This is a genomic window from Mycolicibacterium monacense (genome assembly GCF_010731575.1).
Lineage (GTDB): Bacteria > Actinomycetota > Actinomycetes > Mycobacteriales > Mycobacteriaceae > Mycobacterium > Mycobacterium monacense.
This window is the reverse complement of record NZ_AP022617.1, coordinates 3,870,391-3,890,651: the sequence shown is the minus strand read 5'-3', so window position 1 is coordinate 3,890,651 and position 20,261 is coordinate 3,870,391. Positions and strand designations below refer to the sequence as shown.

19 protein-coding genes are annotated in these 20,261 nt (G+C 68.6%); 4 read left to right on the top strand and 15 right to left on the bottom strand.

Features of this window, described 5'->3' with window-relative positions; genetic code table 11:
- Window positions 1-7: 7 nt before the first annotated feature.
- The 3 genes from G6N49_RS18690 to G6N49_RS18680 all read right to left on the bottom strand — a co-directional run bounded on the left by G6N49_RS18690 (window position 8) and on the right by G6N49_RS18680 (window position 2,153).
- Window positions 8-748 carry a hypothetical protein gene (locus G6N49_RS18690; protein ID WP_083044915.1) on the bottom strand — a complete coding sequence of 247 codons (741 nt, stop codon included), beginning with the start codon at window positions 746-748 and terminating at the stop codon, window positions 8-10.
- A gap of 112 nt (window positions 749-860) precedes the next feature.
- The gene (locus tag G6N49_RS18685) at window positions 861-1,448 is read right to left on the bottom strand and encodes a TetR/AcrR family transcriptional regulator (RefSeq protein WP_083044916.1); all 588 of its coding nucleotides are present in this window, start codon (window positions 1,446-1,448) and stop codon (window positions 861-863) included.
- A gap of 6 nt (window positions 1,449-1,454) precedes the next feature.
- Window positions 1,455-2,153 (bottom strand): crotonase/enoyl-CoA hydratase family protein, encoded by a 699-nt coding sequence (locus G6N49_RS18680; RefSeq protein ID WP_011854725.1) that lies wholly within the window; start codon window positions 2,151-2,153, stop codon window positions 1,455-1,457.
- A 113-nt stretch (window positions 2,154-2,266) separates the two neighbouring features.
- On the opposite strand from G6N49_RS18680, the gene G6N49_RS18675 reads away from it, so the two are divergent.
- From G6N49_RS18675 to G6N49_RS18665, 3 genes are all read left to right on the top strand, one after another.
- Window positions 2,267-2,917, top strand: coding sequence for an HD domain-containing protein (locus G6N49_RS18675; RefSeq protein ID WP_083044917.1), 651 nt, complete (start codon window positions 2,267-2,269; stop codon window positions 2,915-2,917).
- 215 nt (window positions 2,918-3,132) lie between these two features.
- Window positions 3,133-5,775 (top strand): helix-turn-helix transcriptional regulator, encoded by a 2,643-nt coding sequence (locus G6N49_RS18670; RefSeq protein ID WP_083044918.1) that lies wholly within the window; start codon window positions 3,133-3,135, stop codon window positions 5,773-5,775.
- 31 nt (window positions 5,776-5,806) lie between these two features.
- Complete coding sequence (locus tag G6N49_RS18665) at window positions 5,807-8,452, top strand: AfsR/SARP family transcriptional regulator (protein WP_083044919.1); 2,646 nt, start codon at window positions 5,807-5,809, stop codon at window positions 8,450-8,452.
- Here G6N49_RS18665 and G6N49_RS18660 read toward each other — a convergent pair.
- From G6N49_RS18660 to G6N49_RS18610, 12 genes are all read right to left on the bottom strand, one after another.
- Window positions 8,425-8,955 (bottom strand): phage tail protein, encoded by a 531-nt coding sequence (locus G6N49_RS18660; protein ID WP_011854729.1) that lies wholly within the window; start codon window positions 8,953-8,955, stop codon window positions 8,425-8,427. The genes G6N49_RS18665 and G6N49_RS18660 overlap by 28 nt on opposite strands.
- A 2-nt stretch (window positions 8,956-8,957) precedes the next feature.
- Window positions 8,958-10,916, bottom strand: coding sequence for a putative baseplate assembly protein (locus G6N49_RS18655; RefSeq protein WP_011854730.1), 1,959 nt, complete (start codon window positions 10,914-10,916; stop codon window positions 8,958-8,960).
- A 1-nt stretch (window position 10,917) separates the two neighbouring features.
- Window positions 10,918-11,358 carry a gp25 family contractile injection system sheath assembly initiator gene (locus G6N49_RS18650; RefSeq protein ID WP_011854731.1) on the bottom strand — a complete coding sequence of 147 codons (441 nt, stop codon included), beginning with the start codon at window positions 11,356-11,358 and terminating at the stop codon, window positions 10,918-10,920.
- Window positions 11,359-11,360: 2 nt separating this feature from the next.
- Complete coding sequence (locus tag G6N49_RS18645) at window positions 11,361-11,651, bottom strand: PAAR domain-containing protein (protein WP_225891898.1); 291 nt, start codon at window positions 11,649-11,651, stop codon at window positions 11,361-11,363.
- Window positions 11,652-11,660: 9 nt separating this feature from the next.
- Complete coding sequence (locus tag G6N49_RS18640; RefSeq protein ID WP_011854733.1) at window positions 11,661-13,424, bottom strand: VgrG-related protein; 1,764 nt, start codon at window positions 13,422-13,424, stop codon at window positions 11,661-11,663.
- 6 nt (window positions 13,425-13,430) lie between these two features.
- Complete coding sequence (locus G6N49_RS18635) at window positions 13,431-14,195, bottom strand: CIS tube protein (RefSeq protein ID WP_011854734.1); 765 nt, start codon at window positions 14,193-14,195, stop codon at window positions 13,431-13,433.
- On the bottom strand, window positions 14,195-14,647 hold the full coding sequence (locus tag G6N49_RS18630) for a phage tail protein (protein ID WP_011854735.1): 453 nt from the start codon (window positions 14,645-14,647) through the stop codon (window positions 14,195-14,197). The genes G6N49_RS18635 and G6N49_RS18630 overlap by 1 nt, the downstream gene beginning before the upstream one ends.
- 13 nt (window positions 14,648-14,660) lie before the next feature.
- On the bottom strand, window positions 14,661-16,565 hold the full coding sequence (locus G6N49_RS18625; RefSeq protein WP_041924978.1) for a hypothetical protein: 1,905 nt from the start codon (window positions 16,563-16,565) through the stop codon (window positions 14,661-14,663).
- Window positions 16,566-16,691: 126 nt separating this feature from the next.
- Complete coding sequence (locus tag G6N49_RS29215) at window positions 16,692-16,850, bottom strand: DUF6760 family protein (protein WP_165760722.1); 159 nt, start codon at window positions 16,848-16,850, stop codon at window positions 16,692-16,694.
- Complete coding sequence (locus G6N49_RS18620; RefSeq protein ID WP_011854737.1) at window positions 16,847-17,287, bottom strand: hypothetical protein; 441 nt, start codon at window positions 17,285-17,287, stop codon at window positions 16,847-16,849. Before G6N49_RS18620 ends, G6N49_RS29215 begins: the two co-directional genes overlap by 4 nt.
- Window positions 17,280-17,732, bottom strand: a complete 453-nt coding sequence (locus G6N49_RS18615) for a phage tail protein (RefSeq protein ID WP_011854738.1) — start codon at window positions 17,730-17,732, stop codon at window positions 17,280-17,282. The genes G6N49_RS18620 and G6N49_RS18615 overlap by 8 nt, the downstream gene beginning before the upstream one ends.
- A gap of 36 nt (window positions 17,733-17,768) precedes the next feature.
- Entirely contained in the window at window positions 17,769-19,307 is a 1,539-nt protein-coding gene (locus tag G6N49_RS18610) for a phage tail sheath family protein (RefSeq protein ID WP_011854739.1), read from the bottom strand.
- 234 nt (window positions 19,308-19,541) lie between these two features.
- Between G6N49_RS18610 and G6N49_RS18605 the strand changes: the two genes are divergently transcribed.
- Complete coding sequence (locus G6N49_RS18605; RefSeq protein ID WP_011854740.1) at window positions 19,542-20,261, top strand: eCIS core domain-containing protein; 720 nt, start codon at window positions 19,542-19,544, stop codon at window positions 20,259-20,261.

The window sequence follows — 20,261 nt, the reverse complement described above, 5'->3', positions numbered from 1 at the left end:
GTGGTCTTCAGGTCAGGGAAAGCCGGTCCGCGTCGCGGTGCCGGTGGGTGTCGAACGGGTCGAACAAGCCCTGCCCGACGACGCAGATACCGCGCTGGGGGAGCCGGAAGTCGGCCAGGCGGGCCTGCCGGGGCAGCGGTCCGGTGGGTCCGAGGTCCTCGCCGTGCACCGTCGCGGTGGAGTCGGAGACCAGCCAGACCCGTTTGGGTCCGACCCGGAAGTGCTGGCCGTTGGACGCCGTTCCCGTCAGCCGGATGCTGCCGGCGCCGAGCATCGGGCCGACCATTCGGCCGAGGACGCCGAGCGCCGTGGGGCTGGTCCACGTCCTGGCGGGCAGGTGGGTGCCGACGGCGGTGAGTGCCCGCGTCGTGGGGGTCGCGGTGATGTCGACCCGCCACTGCAGGACGCCGGGAATCGAGATGTCGAGCGTCCACGGTGTCGTCCACGTCGCGGTGATGTCGCAGACGACGGGGTCGACGGTGGTGGCGGAGCTGAAGTAGCGCGAACAGCTCTGCGCGCCGGGGGTGGTGGCGTAGAACGTCCACACCCCGTCGGGGGTGCGGTGCCACACCGACAGGTAGGCGGGGGAGAACGACGACGCCGGGAAGTCGCGGTAGGCGAGGTAGTGGCCGCTGGTGAAGGGCAGGCCCATCACGCCGAAGCCGACGACGCGCTCGTCGTCCCCGGCGGGGAGGGGCTGGGTCGCGGTCGCCTGGGCGGCCGCCTGGGGGGTGGGTTGTGTGGTCATGCCACCGATGCTGCGACGGGACACCCGCGGCGGGCATGGGGCATCCGCCTCAACTTCCGCGTGGCGATTTCGGCGTGGCAGGTCGCGCTCAGCGCGACCGCGCACGCCGAAATCACGAGAATCCCGTCAGCAGCGCGCGCACGCCGAGGCGCCACCGTCGCTCGACCGAGCGGGCCGTCGTGCCCAGCCAGCAGCCGGCCTCCTGCACGGCGAGGCCCTTGGCCATTGCGAGCAGCACGTGTGCGATGTCCACCGCATCGCCGGCCAGCGCGCCCTCGTCGAGACAGCGCTGGATGCGGTCGAGGAAGATGTCGCGCACCGCCTCGCCGGCGGCCAATTCCTCAGGGCCCGGATCGAAGTCGGCGAACGGCCGGGAGAACATCACCTGCGCCAGCCGTGGCGAGTCCAGGCAGAAGCGACGGAACACCGGGACGAGCGCCTCGACGTCGGCGACCGGGTCGTCGGTCACCGGCGCGGACGCCAGGTCGCGGCCCAGCCGCCGGAAGCCCTCGAAGAAGATCGCCCGCACGAGCCCGGCCTTGTCGTCGAACAGCTCGTAGACCGCGGGCACCGATGTGCCCGCCCGCTCGGCGACGCGGCGGGTGGTCAGGCGTGCGACGCCCTCGTCGTTGAGCGTCGCGACCGCGACCTCCAGCAGCCGGTCCCGCAGTTCGGGGGTGCGCTGCTTGGCTCTCGGCATGGAGGCCTAGCCGCCGAACTCCGTTGCCAGCCCGTCGATTCCGGCGCGGATGGCCTGCAGTGCCTGGTCGCGGACCTTGAGCTTGGAGGCGAGGTGGGCGCCGAGGTTCAGCGTGGCCGCGGCCTCGGCCGCCACCTCCTGGGCGCGGGTGAGCACCGCGTCCTGCTCCACCACCTCGTCGAGCCACCCGGCGGCGATCGCGGCGTCACCGGCGAACGTCGCGGCCATCGAGGCGCCGCGCTGGAATGCCGCCGGGGTCAACCGCATCCGCATGAGTTCGATCGCGCTGATCGGCAGCACCATGCCGATCGCGACCTCGTTGGCCTGGCAGCGCGAGCGCGGTGAGCCGATCCGGACGTCGCCGGACAGCAGCAGGAACGAGCCCATCGCGATGGCGGGCCCGGTCGCGGCCATGATCACCGGCTTCGGGAAGGTCAGGCAGCGCACGGCGAGTTCGAACCCGCCGGTGAGCATGCCGAGGGCGGCCTGCGCGTCACCGGAGGCGAACACCGCCAGGTCGAAGCCGCCGCTGAACAGCTTCTGATTGCCCGCCAGGACAACGGCTTTTGAATCGTCCTTCTCCGCGCGGTCGAAGGCCTCGTTGAGGTTGGCCTGCATGGTCGGGGAGAGGACGTTGGCTTTGCCGTCGTCCATCGCGATGGTGGCGACGGATTCGGTCAGGTCATAGGTCACGGTGCCGCTCATCGTCACGACGTTACGTAACGCCGTTACGAAAGCCAAGGGTATGGCCAGATTTTGTCGGGTGTTGACGATCTAGCCACTTCCGCGCGCCGGTCAGCCGGAGCACGCTGGGGGACATGACGAACTCGTGGGATCTGCCGGATACCGAAGTCTGCTCCGCCGCATTGGATCTGGTGCTCGACGTGTCGACGGAGTGCATCGCCAACCACACCGTCCGCAGCTATCTCTTCGCGCGGGAACTCGCCGCCGCGAAGGGTCTGCGCGACGGCAGAGACTATGACGACGAGCTCGTCTACCTCACCTGCGTCCTGCACGACCTCGGCGTCACCGACCACGGCGACGGGGATCAGCGGTTCGAGGTCGACGGCGCCGACGCCGCGGTGCGGTTCCTGCGCGAGCACGGGGTCGACGACGGGCGGGCCCGCACGGTGTGGGAGGGCATCGCACTGCACACCAGCGTCGGCCTGGCCGACCGGTTCGGCACCGAGCAGGCCGTGTCGTTCTCCGGAATCTCGCTCGACATCAACGGTTTCGACAGGCAGCTGCTCTCACCCGGTTTCGTCGAACGGGTGCTCGAGGCATGGCCGCGGCACGATCTCGGCTACGCGATCACCGACCTCATCGCGCGTGGCACGGCGGCCAACCCGTTGAAGGCGCCGCCGTTCACGTTCCCCGCCCATCTGCACGAGCTGGTCAACGGCAGCTCGCTCACGTTCCTGGACGTGGTGAAGAACTCCGGCTGGGGAGACCGACCGGTCGAACAATGACGGACCGGCGCGTTTTTCGTCGATGCCAGATTTTCGACAATGAAACCGGCAATGTCGGACCTTTTCGTTCTATGGATATATGCATTCACGAGCCGTGCTGTCGACGGTCCCAGCTATCAACGTGATATTTCCCGGTCTCTTACGTGATCAACGAATTGTGGTGTGGCCTGAAAAGGAACGGCCGTTGGGGACGGTGAAAATCTAGACTCCCATGCATGAGCAACCATTGGTTGTTGCTCGACCGCGCCGTGGAACGAGACATCATCCGTTCCGCGCTCACCGATGCAAACAAGCGGGGCGTCGTGCTGGTCGGTGAGGCAGGTGTCGGCAAGACGACACTGGCAAGGGCGGCGACCGCGACGGTGCCGTCGATCCGGTGGGCCGCCTGCACGGAATCGTCGAAGGTCATTCCGCTCGGCGCCTTCGCGCCGTGGGTCACCGTGACCGCCGCACGCGACCCGATCGCCCTACTCATGTCGGCCCGCGAGTCGCTCCTCGAACGCGACGACACGGTCCTCGGAATCGACGACGCCCACCTACTCGACCAGCTGTCGGCGACGTTGCTCCATCAGGTGGCTGTGGAGGGCAGCGGTCGAATCGTGGCCACGGTGAGGAGCGGCGAAGCGGTTCCCGATGCGGTGACGTCCCTGTGGAAGGACGGAATTCTCGAGCGCTTGGAGTTGCATCCGTTCACCAAGCCTCAATGCATTTCGCTGCTGCAAAGAGTGCTGCGGGGCACCGTTGAGGAGTTGTCCGCCGACGTGATGTGGAATTTCTCGACCGGCAACCCGTTGTTTCTGCGGCACCTGGTCGAAGGTGCGCTGGCGGACGGCGCGCTCACCGAGGTGAACGGCGTCTGGCAGCTGCGCGGCCACGCAACATTGTCGGCCGGAATGGTGGCGCTGCTGGAGGATCGTCTCGACCGTGCGGGCAGCGAGGCGCTGTCGGCGCTGAAGGTGCTTGCGCTGTACGAACCGCTCGACCTGGACTCGCTGTGCGAGTTGGTGGGGCCGGAGGCGGTCGACGCCGGTGAAACACAAGGGCTGATCCGTATCGTTCAAGACGGTGGTCTGCTCAACGCCCGGATAAGTCATCCGCTGTTCGGAGACGTGATACGGCGGCGCATCGGCACCGCGTCCGCACGGCGGCTGCGTGGCCGCATCCTCGACGTGCTCTCGAACCGGGAACCCGATTCGGCGGCGAGTCGCATCCGGCTCGCCGAACTCTACGTCGGAAGCGACCGTGAGGTCGACGACGCGTTTCTCATCGACGCGGGTAAGGACGCCCTGTTCTTGGCGAATCTGGAGGTGGCGGAACGGTTTGCGCGGCTGGCTCTCGATCGCAACGGTGATCTCCGGGCGGCCGGTCTGCTGTCGAGGGCCTTGCTGTGGCAGGGGCGCGCAGCCGAGGCCGACGATGTCCTGGCCCGATTCGATCCCGCGACGCTCGACGAATCGCAACTCGTGCTCTGGGGAGTGCCGCGGCTGTCGATTCTGTTCTGGTCGATGGGTGACGTCGAGCGCGCACACCGACTTCTCGTCCTGTTGGGCGGTCGGGTCGCACACCCCGCGCTGCGTGCGATCGTGACTGCTGTGGGCGCGGCGATGGCCGTGCACGAGAACAGGATCACCGAGGGTCTACGCGCCGCGCAGAGTGTGATCGACAACCCCGACGCGCCGGAGCAGGCTGTTGAATTCGCCGCTCTAGCAGCAGGGCTGGCGCTTCCCGTGATCGGCCGCGGGATCAGTTTCGAACCGATCGCTGCGCTCTGCCGAACAGGTCTGACCCCGACCGACGGGATGATCCGGTTCATGATCCGTTACGGCCTGGTCATCGCGCGGGTGTACTCGGGTGAACTCGACGCAGCCGATGTCGCGGTGGCACAGTACGCCAGGTTCTCGTCGTCCGGACAGTTCGTCGGATGGGCGATCACGAAGATCATGGCGGGCTGCGTCGAGGTGTACCGCGGCCGCTTCCCGGCCGCGGTGTCCTCTCTCGAGCAGGCGCTCGCGGCGCTGAACGCGGAGAACTCGATGCCGTGGCGGCTCGTGGCGCGGCTCCTGCTGGTGCGGGCCTACGCGGCGCTCGGCGATACGAAGAACGCCGAACGGGTGCTGGGTGAGACGACCGAACACCTCGGACCCCACATGGCCCTGCACCATCCGCAGGCACTGATCGCGAAGGCGTGGATGGTGGCGGCTCGTGGCGGTGAGCGCACCGCGATCGACCTGGCGCGCGCCGCGGCGGACCTGGCGCACCGGTCCGGGCAACTCGCCGTCGAGGCCGAGGCGCTGCACCACGCGGCCCGGTTCGGTGACCGGGCGGTGGCCTCCCGTCTGGCGGTGCTGGCACGGGTGGTCGACGGTGGTGTGGTCAATCTGCATTCCCGCCACGCGGCCGCCCTCGCCTCCGCGGACGCCGACCGCCTCGACGCGGTGAGCCGCGATTACGAGGACGCGGGTTACCTCCTGTCGGCGTCGGACACCGCCGCCCAGGCAGCCGTTTTCCACGACCTGGCCGGGCGGCCGCAGACGGGCGCTCACTCAGCGGGGCGGGCGCTGAAATTGGCAGTGCAATGCGGCGGCGCCGTCACGCCCGCCATCAGATCCGCCGCGCGCCCGCTCCCGCTGAGTTCCCGCGAGCACGAGGTTGCGGTGCTGGTCGCCGAGGGCTTGACGAATCGTGAGGTGGCCGACCGGTTGACGGTGTCTGTGCGAACGGTCGAAAACCACATCTACCGGTCCTGCGCGAAGCTGGATCTGCGTGACCGGGCGGAACTGGCGGCCGCCGTGCGCAGACAGCCCGCGGGGAAATCGAGTAGTCGGCTACTCACGCCGCCGGCCGGTGAGTCGCCGTAGATTCGGTCCGCGGATCGTGGGGGTGGCGGTTATGGGTACTGGGGTGCGGTGCGGCGGCGTCGTCTTCCGCGAGAAGCTGCGAGCCCCCGAGCCGACCGGCCTGGTGCGTGCGCGCCTGGAGCAGGCGCTGCTCGACGGACCGTCCGCGGTCGTCGATTCGGTGGTCGCACCCGCCGGGTCCGGCAAGACCACGCTGCTGTCCCGGGTGGCCGCGACGAGCAGCGCTCCGGTCGGGTGGTACCGGGTCACCGACGACGACGGACCCGAAGCGCGATTCGTCGCGCACCTCGCCGCCGCGCTGGGCCCCGTGTGCGGAACCGGTGACGTCCGCTCGATGGACGCGTTACTGACTGCCCTGGACAACTGGTCCGGTCCTCGTGCGGTGGTGATCCTCGACGACCTGCACGAGATCGCCGACACCCCTGCAGAGCATGCACTCGAGCGGTTCGTGTCATTGCGCCCCCGACGGCTGCGCGTGATCCTCGGATCCCGGCGAACCCCCGACATCAACATCCCCCGGCTGCAGGTCTCCGGCACATTCCACGAAATCGGCAGCGACCAATTGCGTTTCCGATCCTGGGAAGTCGAAGAGCTGTTCGCCAACGTCTACCGCCAGCCCCTGCGTCCGGAGGCCGCCGCAGCCCTGACCCGGCGCACCGGGGGATGGGCGGCAGGTCTGCAGTTGTTCCACCTCGCAACCGCCGGGCGCAGCGCAGCCGAGCGCCACCAGGCGGTCTCCGATCTCGGTGGACGGTCGAAGTTGGTCCGGTCCTATCTGGCCCGCAACGTACTGGGCGCGTTACCCGATGAGCGACGGGTGTTCCTACTGCGTACCTGCACGCTCGGCCGACTGTCCGGTCCCGCCTGTGATGCACTGCTCAACACCGACGGCAGTCACCGGGTGCTCGAGATGCTCGACCGGGAGCAGCTTTTCACCTCGACCGACGATGACGGTCTGCACTTCCGGTACCACGAGGTGCTGCAGAACCATCTCGAGTTGGCGCTGGTGGAGGAGTACGGCAGCGACGGGGCGCGGGCCTGGTACGCCCGCAGCGGCGTGGTGCTGGAGTCGCTCGGTGATCTGCGTTCGGCCACCAAGGCGTTCGCCAAGGCCGAGGACTGGCCTGCGGTCTCTCGCCTCATCCGCAGAGCCGGTGCTGACGGGATCGGGGAGGATCTCCTCCCGCCTGTGACTTTCCAGCGTGATCCCTGGCTGGCCTTGGCCAATGCCCGCCGGCTCGCCCGCGACGGCGCGCTGCAAGCCGCCAGGGATGCCTACCTGTTCACCCAGAGTTGCTATGACGAACCAGGTTTCAGCGGTATCTGCATGTCGGAGGCGCAGGCGGTGGCGGGCTGGCTGCCGGCGACGGGTGGCGGCTCGCCGGCGTTCCGGCACTGGAGTCGGGTGCTGCGTGACGGACTGCGTGAACTGCCGGACCTGCGCGCGCCGGCCGCGACGACCGGTGCCGCCGGGGTCCGGCTCGCTCACGGTCTGCTGGCGGTGGTCGCCGGTGAGAACGACTTGGCGCGCGAGGTGATCGCTTCGGTGCGGCGTGACGAAAGTGCCAGTGCGACAGTGGCGATCGCCGCCGATCTGGCATGGGAGATGCTCGACGTGCTATGCGTCGATGCGGCCGGGCCGTGCCACTCAACGGGCCCCGGCGACCTCGCGGCACTCGCCGAGGTCAATGGGCTGCCCTGGCTTGCCCGTCTTGCGCACGGGTTGCAGCAACTTGTGCTCGCCCGGTCCGGTGACGCCCCATGGCGACTGGAGTGCTGCGCCGAGGTGATCGCGGCCTGTGACGCTCGCGGCGATGTGTGGGGTGCTGCCCTGCTGACCCTGGCGGTCGGACTGAGCAAGAAGGCTCTCGGCATGACGCCGGTCGAACTCGCAGACGCCGCAGACCGATTCACCGAGCTGGACGCGCCGACGCTGACGCGGTGGTGCACCGACACCAGGACACGGGAGCCGCGTGCGGTGCCGGTTGAGGTTCGTTGCTTCGGTGAGTTCCGCATCGAGGTCGGCGGGGTGCCGGTCGACCTCGGCCGGTTGAGACCGCAGGCGCGCAACGTGCTGCAACTGCTGGCGCTCGCACCCGGTGTCGATCACCACCGCGAGTTCCTCGAGGACGCGTTGTGGCCGGGTGCGCCGCACGCGGTTGCGTGTCACCGGCTTCAGGTGGCGGTGTCCAGTGTGCGCAATCTGTTCGGTGACGGCTCGGTCACCGTCGAGCGTCGCGGGGAGTGCTACCGACTCGGCCTGCCCGCCGGATCGGTCATCGACGTCGTCGAGTTCGGCGCCGCGATGACATCGGCGGCCGCGGCATCCGCCCGCGGCGACGTCGACGCCCGGATGGCGGCGCGCCGGCGGGCGTTGGCGGTGTACGCGGGAGATCTCCTGCCCGGTGCGGTCGCCGATCCGGTGGACGACGAACGGCAGCGATTACGTCGCGCCGCCGCCTCGGCCGCGGCGAGCCTGGCGGCGGATTACCGTTCGCGGGGCAGGGGAGCCGACGCGCTGGCCGCGGCGCAGCGGTCGGTCGACCTCGATCCGTACCAGGAGGGCCCCTGGTTGTTGATGGCCGAGTTGCACGAGATGGGCGGTGACGCCAGCGCCGCCGAACTCAGTCGTCGGGAATGCGCCCGCATTCAGGCGGAGTTGGCCGTCGGGTGGTGATCGGCGCGGGCGACGACGTCGACCCGGTGCGGCAGGTGGGCGGGTTTCGCCGCGGCGACGATCGCGTCGAGGCGGCTCAGGTCGACCCGATCGGGCGTGTCAGTGATCAGCCTGACCAGCAGTATCGGCGCATCCCCCGCCCCGTGCTCCGTGATCTCGACCTCCTCGTCGAACACCGAATTGATCTCGGCGCGAAGGCTTCTGGTGGTGCCCCGCCATGGCGTCAGCGCCACACCGGACATGACCAGTTCCCGCTTGCGCTGCGCATCGACGTGGCCGTCGAACGACAGGCCTATCCAGGCGGCCAGCCAGTCCAGCATGTCCTCCGGTGTGGTGGCCGGATCGAGGTACGCGGGGAAACCGTCGAGAACCGCGAACACCGGGGCGAGCAGGTCGTCGAAGACCGCGCACAGCGCCTGCGTCATCGGGTCGCTGCGGTACACACCGGGCATGGTCTCGACCAAGGGGAGCGGTGAGATGAGGTCGTTCGCTCCGACATTCATCGTCAGCTCACCTGGACCTTGTGCCGGTGCGACAGCACCAACGCATCGGGGTTGAGCAACAGTTTGTCGACCCTGTCGCCGCGCGCGCCCGTAGTGGTGTCGGCCGGGTAGAGGTCGAGCACGACTTCCCGTGACATGTCCACCCCCGGAGTCCACGCCAGAGCGGCCGCCAGTTCGTGCCGTTGCACAGGCCGCCCGATCGGCCACCCCGTGCCGTCCGGCCCACCTGTGAGCGGATGCAGCAGGCGGTTCAGCGCGCGAAGCACATCATCGCGGAGGTGGTCTCGTCGGTATCCTGGCAGCGCCGCCAGTGTCGCGACGATCGTCAGCCCCTGATAGGCGGGCGCTTTCACCCGCACGTGAGTACCCGCGAGCTTGCGCTCGTCCAGATAGGCCTTGATGCGCGCCTTCGTGTCGTCGGACAGATCGAGGTCCTCTCTGCGGACGGCGCCCAACGCGTCGCTGGACACGTTCGGCACGACCAGCAGCCGGATCAGCCCGGCCTCGGCGGGGCTCGACGGTGTCAGGCAGTGCACCCTCGCGATGCCCGGCGCCGCCTCACGGGCCAGCTCCTCGAAATCCTCCGCGGTAACGGCTCTTCCGCGCGAACGGATCAGCAGAGGTCCCCTGGTCTTGGCGTCCTCGATGGTTTCGGCGGGGGCGCCGCCGGCCGCCGCGCGCCGGTTCTCGACCCGGGACACGTAGGGCACGCTGGTCTTGAGGACGTGGATGGCGCCCTTGCGCACGTTGCCCGCCGGGCCGCCGCCCGTCCGGTAGGCGGTCATCTTCAGTGTGGCGCCCTTGGGAGGGATCCTCCCGTACTGGGTCAGTGAGCCGTCCGCCTCACGGACCGCGGGCCCGAACACCACCTCGCCGTCGACGGCGTCGATGTGGAAGCTCTGGCTGTCCTGTTTCTCGAAGGCGAAGTTCTCGACGGGATGCCACTCGGTGGCAGCGCCGTCGCGGACCACCGACAGTGTGGTTCCGGCCCACGGCAGGACCGGGCGGTTCTTGAGTGGAAGGCGTTGCGCCGGTGTGCCGTCGGAGACTCCGACGACCTCGTCGCGGATCACCCGGGCATGCACGATCGGGATTGTGCCGCCCTTGGTGGCCGCCGTGATCGAGTTGATCAGCGGTGACTCGCTGTAGGTGTCCTGTCCCGGGGACGGTTCGAGCAACCGGCAGCGCAGCCATCCTCGGCGCGTGCCCGCCAGGGTTTCCGGTGAGGCGAGGGTGTGCCCCTTGGGAACGTGGAGGATGACGTCGCCGGGCTGGTTGAAGGCCTTCGTCTCGTCGCGGTCGACCTCGCACGGTTTCCACCCGCCGGGTTCGGTCCACGCCTCCCACACGTACGGCGGATCGGTGGGGTCGACGCCGACACCGGAGACCTGACACACGATCCGCAGCAGCACCGCACAGCGGGGCACCGCCTTGTCCAACCCGATCAACAGTGCGTCGCCGGGGGTCGGCATCGCCGAGAAACAGGGGAAGCCCGCGCCGGTGGTCGGGTTCGACCGGTCCACCGGGATGCCGCCCGCGGATACGGTGGCCACCTGACCCGACTGCAGCGTGCACGGGACGATGTCGAGGGGTTCGGCGGTGGAGAACACCACCGGCTCCTCGAGATCGGTTCTGTCCGTGCTGACTTCGATGCCCTCGCGGACCCGTATGGTCTGCGGTTGCGGTGCGGAAAGCCAGAACGTCACCTCGCCCTGAGCCGCTCCCGGTGGGCGTAGTTCCAAACCCAGCAGTTCGAGGAATTTCACGTAGTGGCGGTCGGGAACGCGGTTGAGCCGATAGATCAGTTGGTCGAGCATCATCGCGAAGGTCTCCACCAGGGTGATACCCGGATCCGAGATGTTGTGTTCCGACCACGTGGGGCAGGTGCGGCGGATGCGACGGCGGGCGTCGTCGACGAGATCCTGGAAGCCTCGGTCGTCGAGTCGCGGAGCGGGCAACATGTCAGCCGCCTCCCAGAACTGGTTGAGTGGATCCGGTGAGCGGCGGAGGCTCGTCGGGGATGACGTAGAACGGGAACACCAGGTTGCGGTCGTCGTTGTCGCCGCGGATCCGGTAGTGCACGTCGACGTAGAAGGTGCCGAACTCGGTCTGGCTGAAACCGACCCGAACGTTCACCACATCGATGCGCGGCTCCCACTGTTCGAGTGCCGCCCGGACGTCGTTGGCGATGGCCGCGGCCGTCGCCTCGTTGGTGAGCGAGAACAGGTGATCGTGGATGCGGCAGCCGAATTCGGGACGCATCGGTCGCTCACCCGGTGAGGTGCACAGGATCAGTTGGATGGCCTGCTCGATGTCGCGGCTGCCGGTGGCCAGCGCCACGGATCCGGTGGCGTCGAGGTCGACCGGAAAGTTCCAGCCGGCGCCGACGAAATCGATCGACATGCTCACCCTCCGATCAGTACGTTGACCGCGCCGGGCGGCAGGATCGGCGCCGAGCAGCCGGCGAGGTCGCCGACCACGGCGGCGACCCGGCCGCCGATCAGCACGGTGGGGCAACCGGGTCCGACGAGCGGGGTCGGCGGGTGGGCTGCCGGCGGAGGCATCATGCAGGTGTGCATGTCGCCGACGACGGCGGCCGGTTTTCCCGCGAGGAGCACGGAGGGCACGCCGGGACCGGTGATGATCCCGGGATGACCGGTCGGATCGCCGACCCTGGCGGCTGGAGGCATCGACATGTTCTCCGTTCAGTTGATCTTCACGGGGGCGCCCTGGATGACCGTGGGTCCGGAGGCGGACACCGTCGCCGTGGTGTCGGCCGTCACCTTGATGGAGGGCGCCTTCACCGAAACACTCTGAGCGGCAGTGATACTGATCTCGCGGCCCTTCAACTCGAGCTTGTCGCCCGCGGCGTCGACGACCACACCCCGGGTCCCGGTGACCGTCACCGTGCCGTCGCTGTGCACGTCGATCCGGCTGCCCGCCGCGTCGAGGGCGACCCGCAACTTGCCGTCGCCGGTGGCGGCGGTGACGCCGTCGGAGCGGCCCTCGTCGTCGAACAGGTCGATGCGGTGGCCGCGGCGCGACACCAGCGAGCGGCGGTTCACCGCACCGGACCCGCCGTCGATCACGCTGGGTCCCGCGGCGTCGGGCAGGTCGGTTCCGTTGTGCAGACCGCCGAGTACGTAGGGCCGTTGGGGGTCACCCTGTTCGAATGCGACGAGCACCTCGTCTCCGACCTCCGGCAGGATCAGGCCGCCGCGGGAGCTGCCGGCGCCGAGCTGCACAGTGCGTGCCCAGTCGCTGACGTACTCGTCGGACAACCATGGGAATGTCAGCCGCACCCGCCCCTGCCCGGCCGGATCGTTGGCGTCGGAGACCAGGGCGATGACGACGCCGAAACCGCCCGGTGCGTGACCGCCGCCCCCGGCCAGTCCGTAGAGGCTGCGCTCCTGGCGGCCGGTGACCGAGAACGCGGTGGTGTACCCGCCGCTGTTGACGTCGTAGCGATGCCGTGCGGTGGTGATCGTGTACTTCCCGTCGAACGGGGCTCCCGCGTTCTCGATCATGACACTGACGTCGGCGCGTAACTTCGGGTTGCCGCGGGCCACTGCGTCGACTTCGGCGAACGAGCTGCCGATCTCCTCGGCGAGCGCGCCGGCGGCGGAATCCGCCTCGGACTGAGTGCGATAGGCGACATCCGAGGCGACGTAGGTCGGGTCACCGAACGCGTTCGCCATGTTCTGCGGTGTCAGAGTCGGCAGTTCGACGCTGGTGGTGCCCGCCGGCACCGTGCTGACGATCTTGCGTTTCTGCGCCACGTCCCAGCCGCGCACCTCGACCTTGGCGACCTGCTCTGCGGCGGTGACGACGCCGCGGAACCGCAGCAGGTCGGTGCCCAACCGCAACACCAGAGGGTTGGCGGTCTGCGTTGCCTGCGAGGGCGCCTTCTCGGCGGGTTGGCGTGCGCTGAAATCGAGTTTGTCCTCCCGCATCTTCAGCTCGAACCCCACGCGACGGGCGACTGTGTCGAGGAACTCCCAGTCCGTCTGCCCGCACTGGCCGAGGTGGTCGAACACGGTGGGGGTGGAGTCCACCCGGCCCGGTGTCAGTCCTGCGCGCTGGGCCACCTGCGTCACCGCGTCGGAGGCGGTGATCTGTGTGTAGGAGGTGGTGTGCCTCCCCCGGAACAACCGATGTGTCGGGTCGAATCCCCTTATCGCGGTGAAGGATCCGGTGTTGTCGAACACCGCCTCCACCGCGGTGACCTCACCGGACAGCAGCGGTTCGGGGGTTGGGGTGGAGTCGGTGGCGACGGAGATCTTGACCTTGGTGCCCATCCGTACCTTCGACTTGTCGACGACGATGCGACCGGGATCGCGGAACCGGAGCATGAACGTATCCGGCAGCCGCAGGCTGAAGTCGACGTACGCCGACGCCAGCAGCGCCGTCACGTCGGCGGGCAGCGGTTGGTCGTCGAAGGTGACGAGGAAGGTGGCGGTGCTGGTCATCGCGGCTCACCTCGCCAGGGTTTCGGCGGGCGGGAGAAGGATCGGTGTGCCTGCGGCGATACGCATCGGGTCGTCGATCCGGTTGTAGTCCGCGAGCGCGCGCCACATGTTGGGGTTGCCGTACTCGCGGTAGGCCACCAGAGCCAGTGTGTCGCCGGAGATCATGGTGTGGGCGCGGTCGACGTTGAACACCCCGGAGGTCGGGTTCTGCTTGCTCTGTTCGGCGGGCATCTCCTCGAGGTTGACCGAACAGACCGCTCGGATGGGAACACCGTTCGGGGCGAAGCGGGTGTACTTCGCGCTCACCTGCGTGACGAAGGCCGGGAAACTCGTGACGTTGCCCCACTTGAAGACCACCAGCGGCGGCATCGGTTTCTTCGCGTTGCGCGATTTCTCCACCGGCACACAACAACTGAACAGTTTCTCCACCGCGTCGACGACACTGTCGGTGTGTTTGAGCGTGGCGTCGAAGAACATCTCGAGCGTGAGCTTGCAGGGGTCGGCGCCGCTGAACTCCGGCGGCCCAGCCTGTTTGGCGCCTTTGACCGGCTTCCGCTCCCACTTCGCGGACTTGCTGATCGTCACTTCTTTGGGGTTGAACTGGAAAGCGATGCTGCCGATCGGGGATCCGCGCTTGCTGCCGCCGGGGGCGTCGGTCGCCTCGTACATGTCGATCGACGCGTGATCGTACGACGGGTTGGCCGAACTGACGACAGTGCTGTCGGAGATGTTGGCCGGCTTACCCGAACTGGTGAGCGCGATGGCGGTCATCAGCCCTTACCGCCCGGGAGGAAACCGTGATGGGCGATCTCGAGGGTCTCGGTGAACACCTTCGGGGAGTCCAGGTTCAGGCTGGGACCGGTCCAGCGGACCGGTACGACGCCGTCGAGGGACCACGTGGCGATCGCTTCGCCGTCGGAGCGCATGGCCTTGATCACCGCAGTGGTCGGCTTGATCCCGCCCAGCGCGGCGGATATCCACTTGATCAGCTTCTCGCTGTCCCGCCCGACGGGGCGGGACAGTTTGATGTTGCTGAACTTCATCCGTGTCGGCAGTTGCCAGACCATGGCGTTGTTGCCGCCTTCCTCGCGCTGTTCCATCACGACCTCGAGCCCGAGACCCTCGCAGGTGGAGAACGTGCCGATGGACTCCTTGTCGAGTTCGACCGCGAAGCACACACCCACCCAGGGTTCGTCGTTGTCGCCGGCGGCGTCTCCACTCATCGGTCCTCCCTTGTCATCGGCGCAGGTCCATCAGGACGCCGGCCCGTTCCCGGTCGAGCCAGAGCTCCGAACGCAGCCGCGCGGCCAGCGGGTCGTAGAGGCGGTTGACCAGTTCGTCGATGTTGCCGCCCGCCGCCGGCACGCCACCGGTGGCGGCCGGGGATGCCGCGGGTGTGGCCGTCAGCGGAGCCTGCGGTAGCGCGGGTTCGTCTGGCGGATCGGGACTCTCGGGCGGGTCGGCGTCGCGTTGCACCGAGTGTTGGTCGAAGCTGACCTCGGTGTATCCGTCGTATTGCGTGACCGATGGGGGCGGCGGGAACGGCGTCGCGGCGGAGGGCCGGTCACGCGGGCCGGGCGGTGCGGCGGTGTGTTCGAACATGCGCTGCAACGGCACCGGCGCCGGGCTCTCCGCGATCTGCTGCACCGTCGGCGTGTCGGGGGAGCGCGTGACCGGATGGACAGGTGCGCGCAGCGGGGGCAGGACAACGAGCCTGCGCGGGACCGGGGCCACCGCGGGTTCCGGGGTGGCCGGCGAGACGGCGCGCTGCACTTCCGGGACGACGGACCGAACCACCGCGGAACCCTGCTGCGCTCGAGGTGTGCCGACGGAAGGGAGGGGGACGGGGGGCGCTGGGCGCGCGGGTGTCGCGACGCGCTGTACAGCGAACTTGGGTTCGGTCGCAGTGGGCGCATCGGTCCGGATGTGCGGTGCCTCGACCGCGGGCGGCGGCGGTGGGGGTGTGGTCGGCTCGGGAACCGGTTTGACCGATATACGTTGTGCGGCAGCGACGGCGGCGGTCTCCGTCGGCTCATGGCGGCGGACTCGCTGTGCCACAACCGCCGTGGCGACCTGTACGGCCGGCGGCGCCGGGGGCGGCGGCTTCAGCGGTGTGGTCGCCGGCGGGCATTCACGCGCGGGGACGGCGGGAGCAGGCTGCGCGGTCGGTGGCCGCGGGGACACGCGCTGTACGGCGACGGCGGGCGCCGCCGCCTGGGGGCGGCCGACGGCGACCGGGTGAGCGGTCGGTGGAAGCCGAACGGGGTCGTCGGGGGAGAACCAGGTGATGCTCTCACTGTGGGCGGACCGCTGGACGTCGAGTGGAGGCGGCGCTGCGGCCGGGGCCTCGGCGGTGTCCGTAAGGTCGGTCACGGCGGGGACGGGCCGGCCCGGGGGCGGGTCGTCGAGGACCGGTGCCGGGATCACGGACGGCCCGGTGGCTTCCGACTCCGTGATGGCTCGGAGTGCCGACGGGAGAGGCGGCGCCGGTGCGCTGCGTGCGACGATGTTGCGGCCGGCGTCGGTGGATCGATGGGAAGCGTTGCCGGAGAGCGTCACTGGGGTCTCCGCGCGCTGGACCGGGGGTGGCTGCACCGAGGTATCCGGTATCGCGGTCGGGGTGGCCGAGCCTTCGAGTCGCTGCACCGGCGGGGCGGACCGCACGGGTTGCCCGTGGCGGGCCGGCTCGGCGGGCGCGTGGTCGGCTGTGACACCTGTGGCGGTCGACTGTGGTACCACGACGGGAACCTCGCGGTACTCACCGAGTTCCGGCGCCCGGGTCAGCGGCGTGTTCCCGGGCGCAGGCTCGGCCACGGTGATCGACGGGGTTGGCGCCATCTCGACGGGATCGGCGGCGCCGACGACGTCCGGGGTCATCGGTGGCGCGGTGTCCGGGCTTCGCTGAACAGGAACCGGCGGGGCGGGCAGCATCCGCTGGGGCAGGCTCACCGACCGCTGCCACGAACGGTTCTGCGGCACAGCCGCATTGATTGGCGCGCGCGCGGTCGGTGGGTCACCGGTGCCGAGGATCGCCAACGACGCGTGCCCGGTCGCCAGCATCGCGGCGGAGGAGGTGAGCGCAGGATTCTGTGCGGTGGTCAGGGAGGCGGAGAACCCGTCGAGTGGGGCCGTCGGAGTCATGCCGTCGACGGTCCGCTGTATCGGCGCCAGCGCATGCCAACGCGGATCAGGTGATGGCGCCGGCGTCTCCGCCGGCGTCGGGCGCGGTCGCCGCCATGGCCACCACCGGACCGGTCCTGCCATCGCTCACCGTCCGTTTCTGTTCTGCGCGCAGAGGTTCTGGACCAGACGCAGGTAGCGCCGCCGGTCCTGGTGCTCGAGATCCAGTAACTGATCGAGCGGCCAATGGAGGTGGTAGGCGATGTACGAGACCTCCTCGTGCAAGTGCTCGGTCCCGTACGTCACGATTCCCCCAGGCGGCTCCCGGCGAAGTCGACGGTGAACTCGTTGCCGCACCCCGGGCAGCGCACCGCCGCCTGGGTGTGGCCGTCCTGGTTCACCCGCCGGTAGAGGTCCTGCAGGAACGCCAGATCGGATGCGAACAGGTTCTCGATCACGCCGGCGTGGACGTCCTCGATCCCGCCGAGGCGCTCCACCACCCGGCCGATCAGCACGACGCTGAGGTAGCGCGGATCCTCGCGCACCCGGTCGTCGCGTTGGGACACCAATTCGTCACGGGCAGTGGCCAATCGCATCACCCCGTGCCGGTGGATCTCTCGGTTCCCGTCGACGTAGCCGCGGGGCAGGGTGAACGGAAACTCGGTGCGCAGCTCGCGGTCCGGTGCCCCCGGCGCCTCGTGGTCAACGGCGTCGGAGACGGCGAGGGCGGGTCCTCTACGCACCCTCGGGCTCGCACTTCTCGTAGGTCAACACGAGTTTCTCGGTGAGCACGCTGGTGTCACCGGCCTTCAGCGAGCTGATCTCGAGGCTCTTCGGCCACGCCGCGGTGATCTTGTACCGCTTGACGGCTTTGCCCTCGTAGTCGTAGACCACGATCGCGCCGCCTTTGCGGGCGTTGCCCATCTTGCCCAGCTGTGAGTCCTTCACCCACTTGTCGAAGCTCTGGTCACCGGTCAACGGGCGGGTGAGCGTGCACTCGCCCGCCTTCCACCGACCGGGCAGCTTCTTGACCAGATACTTGCCGTCGGCCGCGGTGTTGGACTTGTACTCGATGACGTCCTGTTCCATCTTCAGCCCGGTCACCTCGGTGATCGCCTTGATCTGAATGCCGTCGAACTCCAGGCCGAACGAATGGCCTACGGAGCTGTCGTTTTCGGGCAGAGCCATGGTGTGTCCCTACTTTCGGTGTCGATTCGTGCGGTGTCACTCGGCTACCAGGCTGGTCCCGCCGGAGTACTGGGCGAGCCGGAAAATGACGAACTCGGCAGGTTTGACCGGGGCGACACCGATCTGGCAGACCACCTCACCGGCGTCGATACCCTCGGCCGGATTGGTCTCCGCATCGCACTTGACGAAGAACGCCTCGTCGGGTGTCTGGCCGAACAACGCACCCTTGCGCCACTCGTTGACCAGGAACGCGCTGATGGTGCGCCGCAGTTTCGCCCACAGCGCGTCGTCGTTCGGCTCGAACACCACCCAGTCGGTGTTCTCCAGGATGGACTCCTCCAGGTAGTTGAAGAGCCGCCGGATGTTCAGGTAGCGCCAGGCCGGATCACTCGACAGCGTGCGGGCGCCCCACACCCGGATGCCCCGGCCGGGGAACGACCGGATGCAGTTGACACCCGCCGGGTTCAGCAGGTCGTGTTCGTTCCTGGTGATGTTGGACTCGAGTTTGACCGCGCCGCGGACGATCTCGTTGGCGGGCGCCTTGTGGACACCGCGGGTGTCGTCGTTGCGGCTCCAGATGCCGGCGATGAAACCCGACGGCGGTAGGTATCCGTTGCCGGTGCTGACCCATGGCCAGTACAGCGCCGCGTACTTCGAGTCGTAGTTGGCCTTCTCGACGAGCCACTCCTTGACCTGCTGGGCGTTCATCCCGGGCGGCGAGTCCAGGATCGCCATCCGGTCACCCATCAGTTCGCAGTGCGCGATCATCTTCAGCTGCACCGACTGCACGGTCTCCAGGTCGATGGCGCTGCGCTGATAGGCCGTCATCAGGTCGGGCATGCACAGCATCGTGATCTCGTCGACGGCCTCGAGTCCGGCCACACCACTGCGTTCGGTGACGTCACCGACGTAGTCCTCGGCGGAGAGCTGTTCCGGCGGCGCCACGTCCACGGGTGCCGGTGCGGCCAGGGCCACCTCCATCCCGGCTTGCAGGTCGTCGAGGGACTGCCCGCTGACCGGCTCCAGCTTGATCAGCTGTGAGGCGGCGTTCACGACGCTCACGACGAAAGTCTTGCCGCGCGTGGTGGTGATGTTGTCGTGGTGCTCGATCGGCTCGTCATTGCGCAGGACATCCACCTGCAGGCGGGTCTGCTGGCCGTCATCGTCCTTCTGGGATTCGACGACACGAACCTTGAGGCTGTTGGACGGCGCCCCGGTATCGCGGGCCAGCACGCGTAAGCCCTTGCCGAGCATGGCCTGTGGCGCCGACTCGAGGGCGGGGTTACTGGTCGTGTTGCCGTTCCGACCGGCTTCGTCGCCGATGGCGACGATGTAGGCCTTCCCGCCACCGTTCTGGAAGAACGCGAACACCGACTGCGCCAGACAGGCATTCTCGATCGGACCGCCGAAGATGTTGGTGAACTGGGTCCAGTTGGTGACGAGCGTGGGCTCGTTGATCGGCCCCTTCGCGGCGAAGCCCACGAAGGCCGCCACCGCCGTCCCGACGCCTTGGATCGGTCGTGAGCCGGAGTCGATCTCCTCGACGTAGACACCCGGCGACAGGTAGGTCGGCATTGTGCCTCCTCACTGAGTTGGTGGGCTGGCACCACGATCGTGGTCGCGAACCGGTGGCGGTGGCAGAGGCGGCGGGACGGTCAACAGGGCATCGGTGAATGCCCGATCAGACCGGACCGGCGTCTGCCCTTTCGGGCACTCCGAAGTGCCCGAACGGCCACGCCTCCGCGTCTTCCCCCACGCCGCGGGGCGGTGGATCGTTGCAACATCACGTCAGCAGGAAGTGAGGCGGAAATGCACGTCCACGACACCGATCAGAGCCTCGAGTCCAGCCTGCGGCCCAAGGCGTCCCGGCTCGAGGAGTCCGAATCGTCCATCGCGCTCCGCGCCGCCCTCTCGGGCCGGCTGGCCGCGGCCGGGCCACGCGGGGTGGCCGGTCTGCAACGCGCGGTCGGTAACGGGAGCACCGCGGCCCTGATGGAGGAGGAGCGTTCGCCGGTCCACGATGTGGTCAACTCCGGCGGCGGCAGCCCGCTGCAGTCCGACGTCCGCGCCGACATGGAGGGCCGGTTCGGCCACGACTTCGGCGACGTCCGGGTCCACACCGACGGTGCTGCGCACGAATCGGCGAAATCGGTCAACGCACAGGCATACACGGTGGGATCGAACATCGTGTTCCAGCGCGACAGGTACGACCCGGGATCCGACTCCGGAAAGCACATGCTGGCCCACGAGCTGACCCATGTCGTTCAACAGCGCAGCGGTCCCGTCGACGGCACGGAGGCGGGTGGTGGGGTGAAGGTCAGTGACCCGTCCGACCGGTTCGAGCGCGATGCCGTCGCCAATGCCGACCGTCTGATGGCCGCACCGGCGCCGGCCCGCCCGCCCGACGTCCAGCGGTGTGCGGACGGGTGCGACACCCCGTCGGTCCAGCGTGAAGGTGACGAAGAAGAGGAGACCGCACAGACATTCGTGCAGCGCGCCGAGGAAGAAGGCGAGGAGGAGACGGCGTAA

Bases quoted from the DNA above. Each gene is read 5' to 3' on its own strand.
- G6N49_RS18690 (WP_083044915.1), bottom strand. From the start codon at position 748: ATGACCACACAACCCACCCCCCAGGCGGCCGCCCAGGCGACCGCGACC.
- G6N49_RS18685 (WP_083044916.1), bottom strand. From the start codon at position 1,448: ATGCCGAGAGCCAAGCAGCGCACCCCCGAACTGCGGGACCGGCTGCTG.
- G6N49_RS18680 (WP_011854725.1), bottom strand. From the start codon at position 2,153: ATGAGCGGCACCGTGACCTATGACCTGACCGAATCCGTCGCCACCATC.
- G6N49_RS18675 (WP_083044917.1), top strand. From the start codon at position 2,267: ATGACGAACTCGTGGGATCTGCCGGATACCGAAGTCTGCTCCGCCGCA.
- G6N49_RS18670 (WP_083044918.1), top strand. From the start codon at position 3,133: ATGAGCAACCATTGGTTGTTGCTCGACCGCGCCGTGGAACGAGACATC.
- G6N49_RS18665 (WP_083044919.1), top strand. From the start codon at position 5,807: ATGGGTACTGGGGTGCGGTGCGGCGGCGTCGTCTTCCGCGAGAAGCTG.
- G6N49_RS18660 (WP_011854729.1), bottom strand. From the start codon at position 8,955: ATGAATGTCGGAGCGAACGACCTCATCTCACCGCTCCCCTTGGTCGAG.
- G6N49_RS18655 (WP_011854730.1), bottom strand. From the start codon at position 10,916: ATGTTGCCCGCTCCGCGACTCGACGACCGAGGCTTCCAGGATCTCGTC.
- G6N49_RS18650 (WP_011854731.1), bottom strand. From the start codon at position 11,358: ATGTCGATCGATTTCGTCGGCGCCGGCTGGAACTTTCCGGTCGACCTC.
- G6N49_RS18645 (WP_225891898.1), bottom strand. From the start codon at position 11,651: ATGTCGATGCCTCCAGCCGCCAGGGTCGGCGATCCGACCGGTCATCCC.
- G6N49_RS18640 (WP_011854733.1), bottom strand. From the start codon at position 13,424: ATGACCAGCACCGCCACCTTCCTCGTCACCTTCGACGACCAACCGCTG.
- G6N49_RS18635 (WP_011854734.1), bottom strand. From the start codon at position 14,195: ATGACCGCCATCGCGCTCACCAGTTCGGGTAAGCCGGCCAACATCTCC.
- G6N49_RS18630 (WP_011854735.1), bottom strand. From the start codon at position 14,647: ATGAGTGGAGACGCCGCCGGCGACAACGACGAACCCTGGGTGGGTGTG.
- G6N49_RS18625 (WP_041924978.1), bottom strand. From the start codon at position 16,565: ATGACTCCGACGGCCCCACTCGACGGGTTCTCCGCCTCCCTGACCACC.
- G6N49_RS18615 (WP_011854738.1), bottom strand. From the start codon at position 17,732: ATGGCTCTGCCCGAAAACGACAGCTCCGTAGGCCATTCGTTCGGCCTG.
- G6N49_RS18610 (WP_011854739.1), bottom strand. From the start codon at position 19,307: ATGCCGACCTACCTGTCGCCGGGTGTCTACGTCGAGGAGATCGACTCC.
- G6N49_RS18605 (WP_011854740.1), top strand. From the start codon at position 19,542: ATGCACGTCCACGACACCGATCAGAGCCTCGAGTCCAGCCTGCGGCCC.